The 19,509-nt window shown below is 55.2% G+C and carries 16 protein-coding genes; 1 reads left to right on the top strand and 15 read right to left on the bottom strand.

What is annotated here, in order from left to right; all coding sequences use genetic code 11:
- Window positions 1-143: 143 nt before the first annotated feature.
- Complete coding sequence (locus ACYVC2_RS15280) at window positions 144-656, bottom strand: DUF5606 family protein (RefSeq protein ID WP_461103312.1); 513 nt, start codon at window positions 654-656, stop codon at window positions 144-146.
- A 68-nt stretch (window positions 657-724) separates the two neighbouring features.
- A complete protein-coding gene (gene yihA, locus ACYVC2_RS15275) occupies window positions 725-1,354 on the bottom strand; it encodes a ribosome biogenesis GTP-binding protein YihA/YsxC (protein ID WP_461103311.1) in 630 nt (209 codons plus the stop codon).
- 186 nt (window positions 1,355-1,540) lie between these two features.
- On the opposite strand from yihA, the gene ACYVC2_RS15270 reads away from it, so the two are divergent.
- Complete coding sequence (locus tag ACYVC2_RS15270) at window positions 1,541-2,023, top strand: thioredoxin family protein (RefSeq protein WP_461103310.1); 483 nt, start codon at window positions 1,541-1,543, stop codon at window positions 2,021-2,023.
- A gap of 104 nt (window positions 2,024-2,127) precedes the next feature.
- Here ACYVC2_RS15270 and ACYVC2_RS15265 read toward each other — a convergent pair whose 3' ends face one another.
- Genes ACYVC2_RS15265 through ACYVC2_RS15205 form a run of 13 tightly spaced genes read right to left on the bottom strand, consistent with a single transcriptional unit; the run spans window position 2,128 to window position 19,474 of the window.
- Entirely contained in the window at window positions 2,128-3,339 is a 1,212-nt protein-coding gene (locus ACYVC2_RS15265; RefSeq protein WP_461103309.1) for a glycosyltransferase family 4 protein, read from the bottom strand.
- A complete protein-coding gene (locus tag ACYVC2_RS15260; protein WP_461103308.1) occupies window positions 3,302-4,930 on the bottom strand; it encodes a heparinase II/III domain-containing protein in 1,629 nt (542 codons plus the stop codon). Before ACYVC2_RS15260 ends, ACYVC2_RS15265 begins: the two co-directional genes overlap by 38 nt.
- Window positions 4,927-7,113, bottom strand: coding sequence for a bi-domain-containing oxidoreductase (locus tag ACYVC2_RS15255; protein ID WP_461103307.1), 2,187 nt, complete (start codon window positions 7,111-7,113; stop codon window positions 4,927-4,929). The genes ACYVC2_RS15260 and ACYVC2_RS15255 overlap by 4 nt, the downstream gene beginning before the upstream one ends.
- Before the next feature lie 3 nt (window positions 7,114-7,116).
- A complete protein-coding gene (gene wecB / locus ACYVC2_RS15250) occupies window positions 7,117-8,208 on the bottom strand; it encodes a non-hydrolyzing UDP-N-acetylglucosamine 2-epimerase (protein ID WP_461103306.1) in 1,092 nt (363 codons plus the stop codon).
- A gap of 23 nt (window positions 8,209-8,231) precedes the next feature.
- Complete coding sequence (locus ACYVC2_RS15245; protein WP_461103305.1) at window positions 8,232-8,930, bottom strand: class I SAM-dependent methyltransferase; 699 nt, start codon at window positions 8,928-8,930, stop codon at window positions 8,232-8,234.
- Complete coding sequence (locus ACYVC2_RS15240) at window positions 8,908-10,074, bottom strand: glycosyltransferase (protein ID WP_461103304.1); 1,167 nt, start codon at window positions 10,072-10,074, stop codon at window positions 8,908-8,910. Before ACYVC2_RS15240 ends, ACYVC2_RS15245 begins: the two co-directional genes overlap by 23 nt.
- A complete protein-coding gene (locus tag ACYVC2_RS15235; protein ID WP_461103303.1) occupies window positions 10,071-11,084 on the bottom strand; it encodes a glycosyltransferase family 4 protein in 1,014 nt (337 codons plus the stop codon). The genes ACYVC2_RS15240 and ACYVC2_RS15235 overlap by 4 nt, the downstream gene beginning before the upstream one ends.
- Window position 11,085: 1 nt before the next feature.
- Complete coding sequence (locus ACYVC2_RS15230) at window positions 11,086-12,417, bottom strand: hypothetical protein (RefSeq protein ID WP_461103302.1); 1,332 nt, start codon at window positions 12,415-12,417, stop codon at window positions 11,086-11,088.
- On the bottom strand, window positions 12,414-13,682 hold the full coding sequence (locus ACYVC2_RS15225) for a lipopolysaccharide biosynthesis protein (protein WP_461103301.1): 1,269 nt from the start codon (window positions 13,680-13,682) through the stop codon (window positions 12,414-12,416). Before ACYVC2_RS15225 ends, ACYVC2_RS15230 begins: the two co-directional genes overlap by 4 nt.
- Window positions 13,663-14,691, bottom strand: a complete 1,029-nt coding sequence (locus ACYVC2_RS15220) for a CgeB family protein (protein ID WP_461103300.1) — start codon at window positions 14,689-14,691, stop codon at window positions 13,663-13,665. The genes ACYVC2_RS15225 and ACYVC2_RS15220 overlap by 20 nt, the downstream gene beginning before the upstream one ends.
- Before the next feature lie 20 nt (window positions 14,692-14,711).
- Entirely contained in the window at window positions 14,712-16,010 is a 1,299-nt protein-coding gene (locus ACYVC2_RS15215; RefSeq protein WP_461103299.1) for a nucleotide sugar dehydrogenase, read from the bottom strand.
- On the bottom strand, window positions 16,007-17,143 hold the full coding sequence (locus ACYVC2_RS15210; protein WP_461103298.1) for a lipopolysaccharide biosynthesis protein: 1,137 nt from the start codon (window positions 17,141-17,143) through the stop codon (window positions 16,007-16,009). The genes ACYVC2_RS15215 and ACYVC2_RS15210 overlap by 4 nt, the downstream gene beginning before the upstream one ends.
- Window positions 17,144-17,161: 18 nt before the next feature.
- Window positions 17,162-19,474 (bottom strand): SLBB domain-containing protein, encoded by a 2,313-nt coding sequence (locus ACYVC2_RS15205; RefSeq protein WP_461103297.1) that lies wholly within the window; start codon window positions 19,472-19,474, stop codon window positions 17,162-17,164.
- Between the last annotated feature and the right edge of the window lie 35 nt (window positions 19,475-19,509).

Genomic DNA, 19,509 nt, shown 5'->3' with positions numbered 1-19,509 from the left:
GGCAGCCTACCACGGTCCGCCGGGGCGATGGTACGGACTTTCCACAAAAAAAATCCGCGAAACCAAAGGTCATCGCGGATTTTCTGTTCTCACTGAAAATGAAGACGTTTATTAGTTATACATAGTTGTTTGTATAACTCTGTTTAGGCACTTTGTGTTTTTGGCGTCGTTTCTGACTCCGGTGCTTCCGCGTTAGGCTCCTCCGGAGCAGCCGGTTCTTCCGTGGCTTCGGCGGTAGGCTCTTGCGGAGCGACGTCGAAAACCTCAGGGGCAAACTGTCGCAGAATGCTGTACCACACGATCAACTTCTTGATATCTGCCGGACGAACGCGCTCCCGATCGTAATTGGGCACTACCGATGCCATAAAATCTGCCAGTTCGCTGTTCGCGCCTTTCGGATCGACCGTCAGCGTATCACCGTATTTTTCACTGATTGCCGTCAGTACATTCCCCAGCGCGATAGACTGTTCATCACTATCATCGTCGACGTATATCGAAATATCGTTCAGAACCGATACCCGGGCCGTTGGCCCCATCATGGTCTTGGCCTTTTTGTCGTCCAATGATTCAACGATGACCCCCGCCCGACCAGGTTTCAGGATTCGGTAAAGGCCGCTGTAACCAGCAATATTGGCAATCTGTTTTAATGCTTCCATAGAGACTTTATAAATGGGTAACGCCCGTTCTGGCCGACGTATTGCCTTTTGGTAAAGGATGTATGTAGTTACTTTTTCGTTCGTGTGCGTTTCTGTTCAATAAAATAGTCCTCGTTCAGCGGTCGGATAAACGACAGAATCTCTTCGCGACCAGCCGACGTAACGGCCGACGTAACAAAAAGCTGCGGAGTTTCCTCCCAGGTTTCGAGCAGCTTAGCGCGGTAATTTTCGAGCGTAGCCTGGAGTTTCGTCGGCCCCAGCTTTTCGGTTTTCGTAAAGACCATGACAAACGGGAGCCCCCGTTCGCCCAGGTTGGTCATGAAGTCAAGGTCGATCTTCTGCGGCTCGATTCGCGAGTCGACCAGCACGAAAATGCACAGCAGATTGGGTCGGTCGGTCAGGTAACCATCGATGAGGGCGGCAAATTTTTCCCGTTCGACTTTGCTGACCTGTGCGTAGCCATACCCCGGCAAATCGACCAGATACCATTCATTATCAATGATAAAATGGTTGATAAGCTGCGTTTTGCCGGGTTTCCCCGAAATTTTAGCCAGTCCGGAACGGCCCGTCAGCATGTTGATCAGCGACGATTTGCCCACGTTCGAGCGACCGATAAAGGCGTACTCGGGCCGGTCGGGTGTGGGGCACTTGGCCGGATCGGAATTACTGACAAAAAATTCGGCTTGTTTAACAGGCATGGTCTTGACATACGGAAACGACCGCAAAGTTCGGAAAGATTAACCAGAATGGCACACGGTTCGTTGTTTGCAATTATCGAAGGCGTCCGCTAATTTTCGGGAATGAAACCCGGCTGAAACGAAAATCGCGGGTTCGTACGTTATAAATCCGTTAATCACACAGACTACCGTTATTCCGGTTCCATCATGAAAAAAGTATTTTGGCTGTTCGCGATGCTATTTGTAGCGTTTGGGCCGGTATCGACTCAGGCTGCACTTTCTCCAAAAGCTATACGAAGCGGTGGTTACAAACCCGCTCGGACGGACAACAGTCCGGAAGGAATTCAGTTTACAGAAACCTCCTGGAAAGAGATTCTAAAAAAAGCAAAAGCGGAGAAGAAAGTGATTTTTCTGGATGCCTATGCCAGTTGGTGCGGCCCCTGCAAAATGCTTCAAAAGAATGTTTTTACGAAGAAAACCGTCGGTGACTTTTACAACAGCCGGTTTATCAACGTAAAAATGGACATGGAAAAAGGCGAAGGCCCCGCCCTATCGCAGGTGTATCCACTCGATGCCTATCCGACTCTGCTATTCATTGACGGCAATGGAAAGATTTTAAAGAAAGTCTTAGGCTATCATTCCCCCGAGGAACTGATTGCTATCGGCAAAAGCATAAAGCCAGCTGTTTAATCGTAGCTCATCCATTTTCATCTTTATAAAAAAAGGGCGATGTCGACATCGCCCTTTTTTTATAAAGATTGCGAAGCTACCACGGGGTTCGGCCACGGTACACGTTACCCTCTCTCCAGCGTGTTGCAGACTTGCCAGGCCATTTCCTGGCTGATATTTTTCCGCTGAAAACGAGTCATGAAGTCGGTCCTGACTTCGGTACGGTACGGTTTTGTCCGCAGTTGACTCACCAGACTGTCGACATCGCCGGGCTCGAATAAAATGCAGTTCTGAACGCTTTGCCGGATAAAGGAAGCGGCAAATCCGGCCACGCCGGCCAGAATTGGTTTATCCGTTGCTCCGTATTCAAACAGCTTAGAGGGCAATACACGCCTGCACGCAGCCAGGTCATTCAGGTGCAGAAACAGGTAATCGGCGCGCTGATATTCCAGGATTAATGCTGACCGACAGACGGGACTTCGCAGCTCTACATTCCTGACCTGTTCTTTCTGAAGCGCTTCGGCCAGTTTCCGGCGAGCCCCGCCATCGCCAATGATGACGAAGCGGTACCGATCGCCCAACTGACGGGCGGCCGAGGGAATAATTTTATGCAGGCCCTGGCCTTCGCCGATATTCCCCGCGTAGAGAATTGTTTTCATTTCCTTGGCCGGCCTAATCGAGCCCGACTCGGATGTGTAGTCGACGGCTGGCTCGGTGGCTAAAAAAGCCTCATCGATTCCATTAGTAAAATAGCTGTATTCGGCCCGCGGGTAAGGGTTAAAGTAAGGGCGAAACCCTTCCGAAACCAGATTGATATGCCGGGCCGTCTGAAAAGTATACGCTTCAACCCCGCGTAGCAGTGGACTCAGTACCAACCGGATAAAAGGGCTCCTGTGCACATCCAGAATGGCTTCCCGAAACAAGTCGCGGATGTCCAGAAAAAGGGGGATATGTCTGGAGCGGGCTATTTTTGCGCCCAGAAATGCCGTAAACAGCCGGGACGACGACGCAAATATCAGTTCATACTGCTGGCTTTCGATGAGCCGATGAGCGGTTTTAAAATACGTCGTGAACGCCCGAATCTGATCGAACTGGCCGCTGGCATGATCCGGAAGAGCCACCCGCTCGACCGTTACCCGACACTGACCGTTCAGGCGTTCCTCGCGCTCGAAAGCCGCCGGTCTGTAAGTCCGGTACCGATTGGGCAGGGTGGTAATGACATGAATATGACTCCCCTCGGGAAGCTGACGACAAAGCTCGTTGACCAGGGCTGTGTTCCGAAAAGCGCCCGGCCCAATGTCAGGCTCGAAATAAAAGGTCAGGTACAGGAGGTTCATCGGGCAGGTCCAGGATAGTTGTCAGGGTATCGGTGAAAGCGATTTCGAGACACTGGGCTGACCGCAATCGGTTAAACCCTTCGGCCATCGCATAGCTTGTGACGGACAAATGCGGTTTGGTTGCGGACGAAAACGTCAGGCGAAGTGGCCCGATCTGCACGTCGTCACTGGTGGGCAGAATTGGAATGCCCGGATAAACATGCAGGCGGGCGACCCCACTGTGGGTCGTTTCCTGCCTGGTGCTCAGCAGTCGATCGGTCATGGTCAGCTTGGTTAAGCTAAGGTTCCAGCTTCGTTCGTGCCAGATGCCCAGTGGTCGGTAGCCATCGTGCCTGGCCGTCAGTCTGACTTCGGTATCTTCCACGATCTGCACCCTCGCCCGGCGGCCGACCCGAAAACTGGCCCAGACTTCCGATGAGTCGGTAGCCGCTACCGCAACGGTATTGTGGGCTGCGGTGCTGCGCTCCTCGCTCCGGCGCGGTCCGGGCTGGTAGGTCGAGGTGCCGCTATCCACCAGAATCGGCTGGTTATCCACATGCAGCACGAATGAGAACGTATCCGCGTGGGCATGTCCCGGCTGATGGTCTGGCCCCACCGCACCCACATCGACGAACAGTTCATAACGGCTCCGGCGAAACAGTCGATAGCCGCTCGTATTTCTCGTCTTCGCAGCATCTTTGCTGACAAAAAAAGGCGTGAGTTTCTGTAGGCCAGCTTTGCGGAGCAGTTGGGATGTCGTGGGGGCAATACCCGAAGCCGCATCGTTTACCAAAGGAACAGTACCGTTTCGAAAGGTGATACTGGTAAGCCAGCCAAGCATCAGTCCGATTTTATGCGTCAACAACGGAACCAGGGAGGGATCAGGGAGCCAGGAAGCCTGCTGTAAGGCTGGGCGAAGATCCAGCAGCCGGTCGAGCAGCAACTGATGGTACATAGGACTGCGTTCGTTGTGGCTACCGTCGGGTAAAATCTGGCGGGAGAGTTCCTCCCGCAGGAGTTTCGCAGCCAGTCGAAACCAGCGGTCATGCCGGAAATAAAGTGCGCCCGCCAGTAACGCCACCGCATTTTCGAGCAGGTGATTACCCCCCAGATGATACTCCAGCCGATGGCTCAGTAAGTTGACCTGCGCAAACAAATGGCTATCGATGCGGTCATCACGGAGCTGATAGCGGCTTAAAAAGCGAATCCAGTTGCCGATGCGTAACGAGGCTGGATATGGTTCCAGGCCATCCCGCAACTGCGCCGTACAGGCCATGAACTCATGAAGTAAGGCGACACCCGCGTCGACAGGAAAATCCGGTTGGTTCAGCACATCGAAGTAATTGAGGTGATACGTCCAGAGTTTACCATGGGCGGCATAATTCCAGTCGATCTGACCCGGAAACCTAACGGACTGATTGAGAAACGTAAAGGTCCTGTGTTGAAAGACCACCGGCTTGTCAGCTTCTGAAACGGGCAGAAAATACACGTCGGGCACCTGTTTCGGTAAGCGGAGCCGGGGCTGGCTTCGCAGCCGATTCCAGAATTGATAGCAGATCTGACGAAACGTCAGATGCCGTACGGTACGCCAATATAAACCGGCCCTGATCATCTTATTTCTGCCGTTGGTGGCTGGTCCATACCGATACCTGCCACCTCGACCCAACGCTTTTCGCGCGAACTTAGCAAAGCCGCCAGCGTGGTTTGCGTGGTATTGACGATCTCCGCAAACGGAATAAGCTCCGGTTTCGATTCATTCATCTGGCCCGGAACACCCCGCACCTGCCTGATCAACTGGCTGATCAGTTCGGCATGGCCTTTATTCTGCCGACCAGCCATCCGCGAAAACCCACGAAATCCATAGCCGCTTAGCTGCCGAAAATTATCCAGCACCAGCGTTCGCTCCTGCGAATAAACCTCTACCCGCTCTTTCGCGTACGCTTTGCTACCATTGCTGAAATAATTGATCACCCCCATCGAGCCGTTTTCGTAGCGTAGCAGCATCGATGCGACATCGCTCGTTTCATTCTCCTGCCCCATGGTATTCATGCACACAGACGCCACCCGACTTCCGGTCAGGTACGTTGTCAGATCGATAAAGTGACAGGCTTCGCCCAGGATACGCCCGCCACCAACCGCCCGGTCATGCACCCACGAATGAACCGGAATGAATCCGGCGTTTACGGTCACTACGACATTCATCGGAATTTTGTCCGATTGGCTTCCGCCCAGCAGGGTTTTCATTTTTTGGACAAACGGCGAAAATCGGCGGTTGAAGCCGACCACGACCATCCGCCCCGACTCCTGCCGGGCACTGACGACGGAGGGTAGTTCGTGGGCATGGATGGCTAGTGGCTTTTCGACAAACACGTGCTTGCCCGCACGAAGCGCTTCTATGGTGAATCGGGCATGGCTATGATGCCGGGTGGTAATAATGCACAGATCGATCTCCGGATCATGGAGGATTTGCCGATAATCGGCGGTACTCTGGGCAATGCCGTATCGTCTGGCCAGTATCGTGGCGGTCAAACCACCGGAGCTGGCGATGGTTTTCAGGCTGGCACCCTCCGACGTGAGTAAGGGTAACAGTACCGTACCGGTGAAATTGCCCGCACCAATGAGGCCTATGGTGCCCAAACCGGGTGTATACCGTTGCTCCCGGATGCGAATCGTTGGTGCCAGCTCGACCCGGTCGGGATAGGTGAGCAACGCAGCAATCTGGCGCGACGAATGGAGATCGTCATAAATCTGCCGGTAGTCGGCAAAAGCGACTTGCTGGGTTACCAACGGCTTTACCAGTAATTGTCCGTCAGCCAGCAGGTGAAGGATAGTCTGAAAATTCCGGTTTTCCGTCCATCGAACATAGCCCAGTGGGTAATCATGACCCTGTTGTTCATAGACCTCATCGTACCGCCCCGGCCCGTAGGAGCACGACACCTGAAATGTCAGTTCTTTCTCGTAAAAATCAGCCCGGTTCAGCGTCAGCCCCACCACGCCGATGAGCACAATTCGACCACGCTTCCGGCTCAGGCGGGCGGCCTGGGTAATAATTTCGTCGCCTTTTGCCGAAGCGGTGATGATGACGCCATCGGCACCGATCTGGTTGGTCAGGGCAAGAACCGCTTTGACCGTATCTGTACCCGACTGTGGGTTTAGCACAAGGTGGCCCTGGCGCTCTGCTAGCTGGCATTTTCCTTCATCGACGTCGATGCCAATGACCCGGCAGCCATTGAGTCGAAGCAGCGCAGCGGTGAGCAAGCCGACCAGGCCCAGGCCAATGACCACAACGGTTTCGCCCAATGTTGGATTCAGCAGACGAATGCCCTGCAACCCAACGGCTCCGATAACCGTAAAAGCCGCATCGTCGTCGCTGACAGCGTTCGGAATGAGCGTTACCAGCTTACGCGGCACACAAACCACTTCGGCATGCGGCCCGTTGGAAACCACCCGGTCACCGATGCGGAGGTCCGTAACGCCATCACCCACCGCCGATACGATCCCGACGTTGCAGTAGCCCAGGGGCAACGGCTGATCCAGTTTCCGAAATACCGCTTCCAGCGTCGGGATCAGACCGTCGGACTGCATTTTTTCGAGTACCTGCCTGACCCGGTCGGGCTGCTGTCGGGCTTTGGCAATCAGGTTTGCTTTGCCAAACTCGACCAGCGTCCGCTCGGTACCCAGCGATACCAGCGACCGGCGGGTTTGAATCAGCACCTGCCCTTTGCCTGCCTGTGGGGTCGGCACCTCTTCGAGCCGGGTTTCGCCGGTTCGGAGGTTTTGAATCAGTTGTTTCATCCGTCAGAACCGGCTAATGATTTCGGCGATTCGCTCCGCAGCCCGACCATCCCACAAAGGCGGAATTTGCCCCACCCGGCCCCTTCCCGCCAGGATCTCCGCTAGTTTCCGGTGGACTGTAGCGGGGGCTAAATCTACTATCAGCTGATTGGTACCGAGTTCGAGCGTAATGGGTCGCTCGGTGGTGGTTCGAAACGTCAGGCAAGGCACCTGCAGATAGGTCGTTTCTTCCTGAACCCCTCCTGAATCGGTAATGACCACGGCCGATTGCTCCAGCAGGTTCAGAAACTCGAGGTAACCCTGCGGTTCCAGCAGCCGAACGTTGGGCAGGTCGGTCAGTTTCGGCAACAGACCCGCCCTGGCGAGGCTCGCCCTGGTCCGGGGATGCAGCGGAAACAGCACGGTTTTCCACTGGCTGGCCGCTTCCACCAGCTGTAAAAGTCGACGTAGCCCTGGTTCCGTATCGACATTTGCGGGGCGGTGCAGGGTTATCAGGATATACTGGCCCGGCGCCAGGTTTAGCGCGCCGACGGTATCCAGCCTGCTAGCTTGGGCCCGACACGTCACCAGCGAGTCGATCAGTACATTCCCGACAAAGTGAATTTTTTCGGCCGAAATCCCTTCCTGCCTGAGGTTAGCCAGCCCAGCCGGTTCGGTTATAAACAACAGATCGGCGAGATGATCGGTCTGGATCCGGTTCCGCTCTTCGGGCATCTGGCGATCGCCCGACCGCAGGCCCGCTTCCACGTGCGCTACCCGTATACCCGCCTGGGCAGCCGCCAGCGCACCGGCAAATGTACTCGTGACGTCGCCAACGACAACGACCCAATCGGGCTTTTCTGCCCGGAGAACCGGTTCAAGTGTGTGCAGAATATCGGCGGTCTGGCCGGTTTCCGTTCGTGAGCTGATGTTAAGAAAATAGTCTGGCTCACGAACGCCGAGTTGCTCCATAAAAATCGTGCTCAGGTTTGCGTCGTAATGCTGACCGGTATGAACGATTCTGGATTCGATGGCGGGCCGACGCCGAAAAGCCTGGTGCAGGGGCGCTACTTTCATGAAATTAGGCCGGGCCCCAACGATACTAAGGATTTTCATCTTATTCTGTCTGGCAAGCGCTATCAGGTTGTCAATCCATTTTTTCGGCCTACAACGACCAGCAAACTGTTGGTATACCGCCTGGCCACGAAGGGTTTTATGATCCGAGAAACCGGGTCGTGACTCGAAAAGTAAGCCATTTCCACTACTTCGAATCCCAGGCTTATCAGTTGCTGCGTAAAGGCGTCTGCCGTTGAGCTATTGCGGCTGTAGGCCACGTAGCGGGGCTGACCGGTTAACCGAAAAAGTAGCCGTTCGACACGCCGATATATACTTGTCTTATTCGGGATAGAGACGAATAACAAGCCATTTGGTCTCAGAAGCGTACGAGCCTGATCGAGCAGTTGGTCTGCATCGGCTATGTATTCGAGCAAACTCGACATGATAATTACGTCCTGCGGATTATAATCGCCCGGTTCGGCCAGCGGTAAGATTTGCCTGACAAATCTTACCGCTGGCGCCGTCTTTTTCTGATTGCAGAGCGCGATCATGGCCGCCGAGCCGTCGATACCAATCACCGTACAGCCTGCCGCAGCCAGATAATGGCTGAAAATACCGGCTCCGCACCCCAGGTCCATCACCTGATCTTCAGGCTTAATGTGCCGCCTGAACAAATCGATCCAGACGCGAAACCGCTCCATAAAGGCGGTCGACGAGGTATATTTCCGGTCAAACTGAGTTGCCCTCCGGTCGTGAAAATCAATAGCCTCGTTGGTCTTCATCTCCGCTGTTTTTCCGACTGGCTTCGGCCAGAACTTTTTCATAAAACTGCGTCCAGAGAGGTACATTCTTCGCGATGTCATAGTCCCGATAAACCAGCGCCACGGCCCGTTTCCGATACGCCCTGTAGGTGTCAATCGGCATGGTCAGGTAGGTGTCAATCGTCTGCCGAAGCACAGCCGGATCATTGCTGACCCAGCTTCCGACGCCTTCGGTTTCCAGCCGTTGCCAGGGTGTACCGGTCGACGCAACAACGGGAGTTCCCTGGGCCAGTGACTCGATGACCACGTTTCCGAAATTTTCGGCGTGCGACGGCAAAATCGTTACCCGGGCGTTCGCGTACAACTGCTCTTTGTGGAGGCCATGAACGGCCCCTCTAAAGATAACTTTGCCAGTCAAGCCCAGCGCCTGAACCTGATCCTGGAGTTGTTGAACGTATAGGGTATCCACACCGGGTCCGACGATTTGCAGGGAATACGCGTCGTTCCGAAACAGGGTCGAATCGCTCAGTGCAACCAATAACCGGTCGATGGCTTTGATGGGATGCACTCGGCCGATAAATAATAGATAGGGCGAAGCCGGTGGTTCGGGAACATCCCTCATGGGCAGTTCCATCATATTCCGAATCACACCGACCCGTACCTTCCGGCCAATATAGTGCTGTATATCAGCCATTTCGACATCGGAAGTGGCATGAAACCAGACTGACGAACTAAACCGTCGGATTACGTTCAATAACTTCTGCTTCAAACCGGGTCGATAGGTCAACGCTACGGAGCTTACTTCGCCATGCGGGGACCAGACAACGGGCTTACCAGCCAGCCGGCTCATCATCACCCAGACCAGCGAGGCCGGGTAAAACAGGCTATTGACATGGATTACGTCGGCCTGACGGATGGCCTGCCAGCCAAACCACATGTGTTTGAGCGGCAGGTAAAAATGAGGGTTTCGGGTATAAATCACCCGTCCGCAACCCATTGACAACCAACGATCCAGGGGCGTATCCGGGGGTAGATCCTGCGAAGTGGCGACGACGGTTACGTCATGGCCCGCCTGCGTCAATGCCTTCGCCTGCCAGTAAATAGCATTGCTGGGACCGCCCATCTGCGCAGGATAAAAGCAATCCGCCGACATTGCGATCTTCATGGCAGCGGCTCAGATAAAGGTTGCGCCAGTCGCTGATAAAGCGCCATATACTGCCGGGCAATCGTACCGGCTGAATACTGTTGGGCATTGGTCAGTCCCGCGTCGATCAGTTGCTGGCGGTAGGCAGTGTCGTGCAGCAGCCGCCAGATACCCTGCCGGACGGCCCCCGCATCTGTTGGATCGATCAGGTGGGCCGCACCACCGGCTACTTCGCGCATGGGTGACAGATCAGAGGTAATCACCGGCCGGCCGATCGCCTGAGCTTCGAGAATGGGCATACCGAAGCCTTCGTAGGTCGAAATAAACACCACCAGATCACAGGCTACGTACAATTGTCGAATAGCCTCCTGACTAAGATCGACGTAATTCCGGTAGTGAATTTGCCGCCGATGCAAATCAGCCAGCGTCGCGTCGGTAAGCGGCCCCACAAGGACCAATATGACGTCAAGACCATCGATAGCCACCAGTAAGGTACCCAGGTTTTTGTGTAACGCCGTTCCTACCTGTAGCAATATGGGAGGCTTGTTCAGCGTCTGGACAGGCTGGGGCACAAAAGCCGGATGCCAGGCATTGGGAATTACCGTCGCTTTTCGGGCAATGGCTCCCACGTACTGAATCAGCTCCATCCGGGTTTTCTCCGAAACGACCGTTACCACGGCGGCCCTGCGGATAGGCAGATAGTACCAGAACAGCCAGAAGATCGCATACCGAAACGGGCGACTTCGGTTGCTGCGCAGGGTAATGCAATCGTGGATGGTCAGCAACGTTCGGGCGGGCGGTAACGCCAGCACCGCGTAGTGAATATCGCCCGTCACATGAAACACGTCGGATTCGAGTCGGGCGACGAAGCGCCAGTTTTTCCAGACGCTGCGAATACCTTTACTGACGCCGGGCATCGTAACTGTTCTGGCCAGGTTCGGCTGGTCTTCACCGGCCTGCCGAAGACCTCCGAACAAGGTTTCGAGGCTATGCCCAGTGCCGGGGCTGCGAAGTAGGTAAGTAAGGATCATCTCATAACTGGATTCCGACACGCCGGAGCACCCCGTAGAGCAGGATCATAAACAGGGCGTTATTCACCAGGCTCCCCCAGGTAGACAGGATGTCTGTTTCCATAGTTAGACACCCCAGGTACAGCACTGGTAACCATAGCACCACCGACGGCCGACGGGCCGAAACCCAAAGCACGTACCGAAAAATGCGGCCCAGCAACCACCCATAAAAACCGGCGAATACGATTCCGCCATATCCAAAGTTTACGTACCCTTCGCCCAGGGGCGAAATATTCATGCTGGTATTTTCCGACTGCGGCAGAGACGTAAATCGGTGAATGTTCGCATAACCGCCCGTTTGCGGCTTTCCGGGCCAGATAAACCGGGGAACGAACGGATAAACGAATGATAACAACACCTCGCCCCTGGCAAAGGCTTCGTGCGTGGGTACTTTCGTCATGGCACTGCCAATCATGATTCCCTGGTTGAAGCGTACGAACGATAGAAAAAAATGGTCGGCACTGAAAAGTTTTTCCGGGTTCCGAAGCCGGTCGACGATCAGATCACCCATCAGGGCGGCATTGCCACTCCGCTCACCCCGATAATAGCCCCAGGTGTTGTAGCGATATTCGCCTTTCACAGACTGTATTAGCAGTAATAACACAAAAGCCGCCAGCACAAAGCCTGTTTTGAGTCGGGTCGTCAATGGGTTAGGTAGGCTGGCTGTCCCGAAAATGGTCATGAGCATGAGCCAGAAGAATAAATCGCCGAACATGCCCGCCCGAACGGTGTAGGTCAATAAAACACCGATAGCTCCATGCACGATTAGCAGCCTGGAGCGACTTCGGGAATAAACAGCATAAAATACACTCACGAACAGGCAGTGCGAGGGCAACGTCGTCAGAAATGTAGGCGCATCGGGTAGAATCATTTTCATTCCGAAGCCACCTAAGCCAATCAGAAACAACACGTTGCCAGCTTCCGTCCGGTGTTTCAGGTAGCTTCGAACTCGTTGAAAATACAGCCGATGCGCCGGGGTCAGGCGATTCGTATCGACCCAGTTCAGACCGATGTAGAAAGCGACGAATGCCGGCAATGCATACCGAAAATAATTGGCCGACCCAATGGGCATAGAAGCCGGAAAGACCCAATACGTGATAGCCGGAACGAGTAAAATTTCCAGGGCAGCAATGCAGCCGATGCATTCGGGCAGGGCGATCCGATCGCCAATGCGGTGAATAAACGTCAGAAAAGCATAAGCGGATAAGGCTACCGCAGCCGCTTCCAGGATCGTGCTATCAGGCAGTGGCAGACTGCCCAGGAAAACCAGAAAGCTTATCAGCCGTCGTTTCATGGGTTCGATGAAGGCGTGAACGAAAACAGGTACAGGGCCAGCAGAAATTGCCCGGCAAAGCCCAGTAACGTTGCCAGGGCGGCCCCCAGAATACCTAGTTGGGGAATCAGCAGCAGGTTCAGCCCGATATTCAGTAACGTCCCCAGCAGGTGGTGCCCCAGCACAAACCGCGTCTGCCCGAACGTGTACCATTTCAGTTCGAGCAGGTGAACACTCGTCAGAAACAGATAGCCGGTGGCCACGATCGGGCCCACCAGAAAAGCAGGTGCATAGCGGTCTGACAGAAGAAGTCGGCTAATTTCCCGATGCCCGATAAAGAACGTCAAACACCCTATACCGGCCAGCCAACCATATCGAATCAGGTAAGGTCGTATCAGCGCGTTTGCCTGTTCGGCGGGCTGGCCGGTAGCGCGCAGACGCAACACCTTCGGCGACAGGAAGGCTAACACAGGACCGACCAGCAGGACCAGTTTAGCCCCCAGGCTATAGGCCATGGCGTACTGACCAACGTCGGTTTCCGTCATAAACAGGCGAATCAGGTACCGGTCGGCGTAGTTGATGAGCCATCCCCAAAACGCTAGGCTGATCAGCGGATACATGTACTGGTGATAAGTGCGCCATAACGCGCTGAAATCAGCATTGGCCGTTGGCTCATAAGTCTCCTCTTTACATTTGCGAGACAGGTACCAGGTACTTAAAAAAGCGAATCCAATGTTCGTTGAGGCTGCTGCCAGCCAAAGGCCGGTAATGCTATGATCGGCCAGGACCAGAACAATCCCGACAAATCCTGCTACCGTACCCAGGGCGTAACCCATCTGCATTAAGGCATAATGCTTATGCCGTCCAGTCGCATTGAGGTAACTCCAGCCCAGTTGGCAAACCCCCTGCCCAATGGTCGCCAGCCAGATCAGGCCAACGTAGGTATTCGGACAACAAAAGGCAGCAGCCAGCCCCAACAAGGGTGCGCCCACACCGTAGATAACCATGAGCAGCCATCCATAAAAGCGAATTGTCTGTCGGTGCGGAAACTGCGTCAGGGCCACTTTGAAGGCCTGAACCGTCGGGGCCAGGCAGAGGCCCTGAAACAGCGTCAGGCCGGCAAACAGCAGGCTATAGGCACCCCATACATCGGGCCGGATGTACAGCGCCGTTAGTTTGCCATAGACCAGGCCTGCCAGCGCCGAAACGGCCTGTCCGCTGGTCAGCACCAGCAGCGACGGACTGGGTAACGCAATCGACCTTCGTTTAGGGGCCCGGTTTGACATGAACGGGTGCCGACTGGTGGGTGACAATCTGGAGTAACTCCGCGACCCGGTGATCAAAGGTGTGGTGCTGCTGAAAATGATGCTGTTGCTGGTCGGCCAGTTCATGCCGCTCGCTGGCATGAGCCAGGTAGTACCGGATCTTGTCGATGGCTTCGTTCATGGTGCGGTAAGTTACCTGCTCGGCCGGTACGCCCGTGTATTCCTGAATGGTCGGTTTGTAGTCACAGAGCTGAAACGCCCCGACGCCATTGATTTCGAAGTATTTCTGATTCACGGAGCTAATCTCCGCGTAATGAAAATTATTGAAGACGACCTTAGCCCCGTACAGCAGCCGGCTTTTTGCCGACCCGACCAGGTATTGTGGTTGAAAGGCCGCTCGAACCACCGGCCGCAAATACGGCCCCTCGATTCCGTAGACGGCTACCCGGACCCGCGCCCGGATGAGCTGCTCGATCATGCGCGCCCGGTAGGCATACAGACTCCCAAATACCAGCACGTCGATGTTGGTCAGCCATTCGGCTACGAATTTCTCGACGGGCGGTTTCTGATGCACCCGCGGGTTGAACCCTTCAGGCAAATAATGCGCCTGGAGTCCGGCTTTGTCGCGCAGACAATCGACGATGTAAGGGTCTTTGGAAAAATAATGGTCGAAGTCGGCGGCAATGATCTGCTGCTTTTCCAGGTTCGAGAGGGCATCCGGATTGATTTGCGCCACGACCACATCCGGCAAGCGCTTTTTGATCCGCTCGACCAGCGTTGGGTGGAGGTTTCGGTACACCACCAGCACCAGGTCTGGATGGAACTGAACGACCCTATTTGCCAAACGCTGACTTACGGTTCGGTCATACGACTCACTGAACCGGGCCATCCAATACGTAATCTTCGGAGAAACGGGAGCCACGTCCGTCACATCCAGAATAGTGGCGACATGGCCTAATGCCCGAAGCGAATCCTCCAGATGATACTCCAGCGAATCGAAGAGCTTGCTTCCTACAATAACTACTCGCATAAGATGTTGTGTTTACGTGATTATAATCGCCAGTATTCAATACCGTCGGCTTCCCCGACGTTGTATAATCCCTTCAGATCCAGCAGGATAGGCGCTCCGTTCATGAGCGACTTAAAATACGCCACGTCGAGGGTCCGGTAAGCGTCGTGCCCCACGGCCACGATAATCGCATCGTATTGATCAGACGGTTTATCGATGAGCGTCAGCCGGTATTCGTGCGTCACTTCGTTTGGGGAAGCATGCGGATCGACGAGGTGCACATGAATGGCATATTTCATCAGCTCAAACACCAGATCGGCAACTTTCGAATTTCGGATATCGGCAATATTTTCCTTGAATGCCAGCCCCATGACCAGCACCTTGGTCTGCCGCGGATTTTTCCCGTGCCGGAGCAACATCTGTACCAGTCGGGTGGCGATGTAGGCGGGCATGCCGTCGTTGATCCGGCGTCCTGAGTTGATCACCTGTGGATCATACCCCACTTGCCGGGCTTTGTAAAGCAGATAGTAGGGATCGATGCCGATGCAATGGCCGCCTACCAGGCCGGGAGTAAACGGCATGAAGTTCCACTTGGTCGCAGCGGCCCGAATGACTTCCTGGGTATCGATCCCGAGTTTATCGAAGATGATGGCCAGCTCATTCATGAGCGAGATATTCAGATCGCGCTGCACGTTTTCGATCACTTTAGCGGCTTCGGCTACTTTAATTGTCGGTGCGGTATAGACCCCCGCCCGAATGATCCGCCCGTACACCTCCGCAATGGCTCCGGCGGCCTCCTCGTCATTACCCGACACCACTTTCAGAATGTCGGTCAGCGTCCGGACTTTATCGCCGGGGTTAATCCGCTCGGGCGAATACCCCAGTTTAAAATCTTTCCCCAGCATCAATCCCGAATTTCGCTCCAGAATCGGCAGACAATCTTCTTCCGTACAACCCGGATAAACGGTAGACTCATACACGACGTAATCGCCGGGTTTGAGCGCCCGTCCAATCACTGCAGAAGCCTGCTGCAGGGGTTTCAGGTCCGGCACTTTGTAATCGTCGACGGGTGTCGGCACGGCTACCACGAAGAAATGGGCCTGTTTCAGATCGTCTGGATTCGCCGTAAACGTAATATCGGCGCCGGCGAAAGCGTCGGCGGGGGTCGAGCGGGACGGATCTTCGGCCCGTTGCAGCCGGGCAATCCGGTCCGGATCAATGTCGTAACCGATCACCCGGAACTGGCCCGCAAAGGCAAGCGCAATTGGTAAACCGACGTAGCCTAAGCCAACCACGGCGATCTGCTTTTTTTTCTGTTGAAGGTCATTCACCAAAGTCATAATGGGTGTTGGGTTAGCGGGTGATCGGCCGCCGGCTGCGGCCGACGAAGCGGTTCTTGCTGCAGGATCGTCCGCAAGCTACTGACAATGTCTGCTGGCCGGACCAGCGTGGATAAAATTCCGAATGCCAGGCCCAGGCCGGCCGAAAGCAGGACGATGAATGTTCGTCTGGGCGACGCACGTCTGAGCGGGATACGGGCCGGTTCGAGTACTTTGAAAACCGGGGTTCGTTCCTGCACTTTCAGGCGGACCTGTTCAAACTGCCGCGACAGCTCCATATACACTGTCTGAGCAATGCTTAACTCGGCTTCTATCCGCTGTTTCTCCATGGTAGCAGCCTGCACGACATAATGGTTATGCTGATCGTTATACCGAAACAACTTTAGTTGCGCCGACTGATACCGTTGGCGAGCTTCGGTCAGCCGACTGAAATAAAACCGTAAATCCTGCCGGGCTTTTCCGGTTCGATAGCTGGTAACGTACTGCGTCAGGTAGTCCATGGCAAGTTGGGCCACGGCCGCAGCCAGATTCGCATCGGGCATATTGGCCGTAATGGTAATGATGCCGGACCGAGTATCGAGCCTGGCGCTGACCCGCTCGCTGATTTCTTCGGTCAATTCCTGCTGGCGGGTTGTCAGCCGCACAAGCCCGGCCGGTTTTTGAGGTAATGGCCGGGCAGGATCGGCTCGTTTAGTCAACCATCGTTTCCAGGACCAGTCACTTTCCTCCGGCAATAGAAACCGCCCGATAGTGGTTTGCTGCCCATCGGTCGTTACGATCGGGTGATCGATCAGAGACAGCACGAAAGGCGTACTTTGTAATACGTTGGGGTATAGATCAGGACGAACCGCGTCGATGTCGTCGGCTTCGGCAAAATCCAGCCCGGCAAAGCCCGCTACTGAGGCCAGCCGTTTGAACATATCCCCCGATCCGTTACTCATTTCGGGCATAATCCGGGCCTCGGACCGAAACTCGGGCTTGATCAGAAAAGCAATCAGCACCCCGAATGCAGAAAAAACAGTCCCAATCAGCAACACCCGCGCACGGTGTTGCCAGACCAGCCGTAGCCATACGTCGGCGGGCGGCAGCAACCGGCGGTTCAACGAAAACGACGGATCGGTCTGGGCTATCATTTCTTCTGACACTATGATTTAATTAGTAAACAGGCGCAAAGCCGTCAGTAATACAGCAACGCCCGAAGCAATGACCGTAATCCAGGCCGCCCGTTCGGCCGACGACACATGGCTGGGCTCCTTCGGTAACCGGGCCGGTACGACGATCTCGGCTCCCCGCTCCGGTTTCGGATAAGACCGAATACCCAGGAAAGCGTGCGTTGGCCTGATTTTCCCATTGGCCGCCACCACATACACGCTTCGCCGGAGGGCCTTGCGCGTAAATCCGCCCGCTTCGTCCACGTAGTCGCGAAACGATTTGGCCGGATCGTAGTTTACCGCGGCTGGGTTCAGCACTTCGCCCCGAATCCGGACCACATCCGGCCGACGCGGTAAGGTCAGCACATCGCCATCTTCCAGAAGCAGATTGCTGGTTACGGTCGGTTCCTGCAGGATTTTTTTTAGATCGAGCGAAACCACTTCACCCCGGCGCATAAACCGGGCGGAGGATAGATACGCGTCGGGTTTCAGCCCACCCGCCCGCCGAATGAGATCGGTGATCCGGTCGGTAGACGCCCCAATCGCATAGGTACCGGCATAGGCGACTTCGCCCGCAATGCTGGCCGCTTTCTGGGCTCCATACCGAGTCGACGCACGCACGAAAACCTGATCGAAAGGGTGTAGTTTCAGCTTGGCGTCGGCCGGACTGAGCCGGAGATGCTCGTCGATCGTAACGGTAAACAGCCTGATAGTCTGGTTCGGACTCAAATCGCTGGTATCGTCTTTGACGCGCCGGGCAATGTCCATCCGCGACGAAATGGCCGCGTCGGTAAATCCACCGGCCAGCACGATCAGGTTCGCCACGGTCATGCTATCGGCAAAGTCGAACGTACCGCTTTTGTTCACTTCGCCCAGAACGGAGACCGTACGTTTCTGACGCAGTTCATGAACCGTACCGATGTGTAGCTGGTCTTCCCGCTGCAGGGGTATGTCGGCCGCTTCGCCCCGGATCACCTTGCCCAGATCGATGGATATAATTTCCGGGTCCAGGTTTTCCCGCAGCCGGCGGAGCGTGGCCCGGTTCAGAAACGCATCTTCACGCACCCCTTCTGCCTGCTGAATCACCTGCCGAATGGTCAACCCGCTCGTCAGTGCATAATCGCCCGGCCGAAAGACGGCCCCACTGATACTTACCCGGTTTTTTATTCGATCCAGGATCGAGCCGACCCCGTAGTAGTCGCCAGCCTGCGGGACAAACCGACTTACGTCAGCGGCTCCGATCGTGAGCAGTTGGTGCTCCGTCGGTGTGTTCCGACGCAGATTGATGGCGGCTGTGTAGGCCCGATCCGTAAAACCACCCGCGAAAGCCAGCACCTGGTGGAGGGTTTCTCCCGACCGCATTTCGTACAAACCCGGCTGTTTTACCTCACCGGCCAGTTCGACGCGCGTGTGGTAGTGATCGACGAAAATAATGTCCTGATCGAGCAAGCGAAGATTGTCTTTCTGGTCGGCCCGCAGCAGAAAGTCGTAGATATCGAGGGTGCGGATGAGTCGGTTAGCCCGGTAAACCCGGATATCACGAAACGAACCCCGCTCGGGCGAAGGGCCACCGGCCGCGTACAACGCATTGAAAACCGTAGCCAGCGACGACAGCGTATAGGTGCCCGGCCGGACCACCTGCCCCAGTAGTGTAACCTTGATACTCCGCACGCTACCCAGCGTTACCTGGGCATGCAGCCCACTGTTGGCCGTGTTAAGGCCCAGATAAAGCGTTCGCAACCGACCCACAATGCGCTGCTCGGCCTGCTCGATGGTCAACCCGTTCACGTAGATCGGGCCCAGGTTCTCAAGGCGGATGCTTCCTTCCGGACTTACTTTAGGGCGATAGGTTTGCTGCGCATGGCCGTAAACATCGACGATAAGTTCATCATCTGGCCCAAGGATATAATTCCGGGGAGTCGGAATGCGCAAATTGGGTTCAAACGATAAGCTGGCATTGGCAAATAACGACGCACCAAAAACCGGGCTCGGTGTTGGAATTGGTGCGGTGGGCGGAGCCGGTGTGGCCGGCTGTTCACGCACCACGCTCGTTTCGGGCTGAGGAGTTGGTTTTGCAGCCGGTTGCAGGGCCGCAATCCGCTGACGCATCCGATCGATGTCGGCCGTCGAAAAGCCCCGTACCTGCGCCATCGTTTCCATCTGGTTTACCGTCATACCATTTGCCTGAGCCTGATGCACAAATTGCTGAAGCTGCTCATCCGTCAGGGTCGCCACCGACTGCGCCAGCGGGGTACCTAACGAACCGATGATCAATAAACCGATCGTCACCCAACGACCAGACAGCTCATGCATCAACGCCACAGCAAACGAATAATTTATTTTCTACT

The sequence above is a fragment of the Spirosoma koreense genome (assembly GCF_054777875.1).
This window is presented reverse-complemented; position numbering and strand designations above follow the sequence as displayed.

Coding starts and splice junctions, on each gene's coding strand:
- ACYVC2_RS15280 (WP_461103312.1), bottom strand. CDS start 656: ATGGAAGCATTAAAACAGATTGCCAATATTGCTGGTTACAGCGGCCTT.
- yihA (WP_461103311.1), bottom strand. CDS start 1,354: ATGCCTGTTAAACAAGCCGAATTTTTTGTCAGTAATTCCGATCCGGCC.
- ACYVC2_RS15270 (WP_461103310.1), top strand. CDS start 1,541: ATGAAAAAAGTATTTTGGCTGTTCGCGATGCTATTTGTAGCGTTTGGG.
- ACYVC2_RS15265 (WP_461103309.1), bottom strand. CDS start 3,339: ATGAACCTCCTGTACCTGACCTTTTATTTCGAGCCTGACATTGGGCCG.
- ACYVC2_RS15260 (WP_461103308.1), bottom strand. CDS start 4,930: ATGATCAGGGCCGGTTTATATTGGCGTACCGTACGGCATCTGACGTTT.
- ACYVC2_RS15255 (WP_461103307.1), bottom strand. CDS start 7,113: ATGAAACAACTGATTCAAAACCTCCGAACCGGCGAAACCCGGCTCGAA.
- wecB (WP_461103306.1), bottom strand. CDS start 8,208: ATGAAAATCCTTAGTATCGTTGGGGCCCGGCCTAATTTCATGAAAGTA.
- ACYVC2_RS15245 (WP_461103305.1), bottom strand. CDS start 8,930: ATGAAGACCAACGAGGCTATTGATTTTCACGACCGGAGGGCAACTCAG.
- ACYVC2_RS15240 (WP_461103304.1), bottom strand. CDS start 10,074: ATGAAGATCGCAATGTCGGCGGATTGCTTTTATCCTGCGCAGATGGGC.
- ACYVC2_RS15235 (WP_461103303.1), bottom strand. CDS start 11,084: ATGATCCTTACTTACCTACTTCGCAGCCCCGGCACTGGGCATAGCCTC.
- ACYVC2_RS15230 (WP_461103302.1), bottom strand. CDS start 12,417: ATGAAACGACGGCTGATAAGCTTTCTGGTTTTCCTGGGCAGTCTGCCA.
- ACYVC2_RS15225 (WP_461103301.1), bottom strand. CDS start 13,682: ATGTCAAACCGGGCCCCTAAACGAAGGTCGATTGCGTTACCCAGTCCG.
- ACYVC2_RS15220 (WP_461103300.1), bottom strand. CDS start 14,691: ATGCGAGTAGTTATTGTAGGAAGCAAGCTCTTCGATTCGCTGGAGTAT.
- ACYVC2_RS15215 (WP_461103299.1), bottom strand. CDS start 16,010: ATGACTTTGGTGAATGACCTTCAACAGAAAAAAAAGCAGATCGCCGTG.
- ACYVC2_RS15210 (WP_461103298.1), bottom strand. CDS start 17,143: ATGATAGCCCAGACCGATCCGTCGTTTTCGTTGAACCGCCGGTTGCTG.
- ACYVC2_RS15205 (WP_461103297.1), bottom strand. CDS start 19,474: ATGCATGAGCTGTCTGGTCGTTGGGTGACGATCGGTTTATTGATCATC.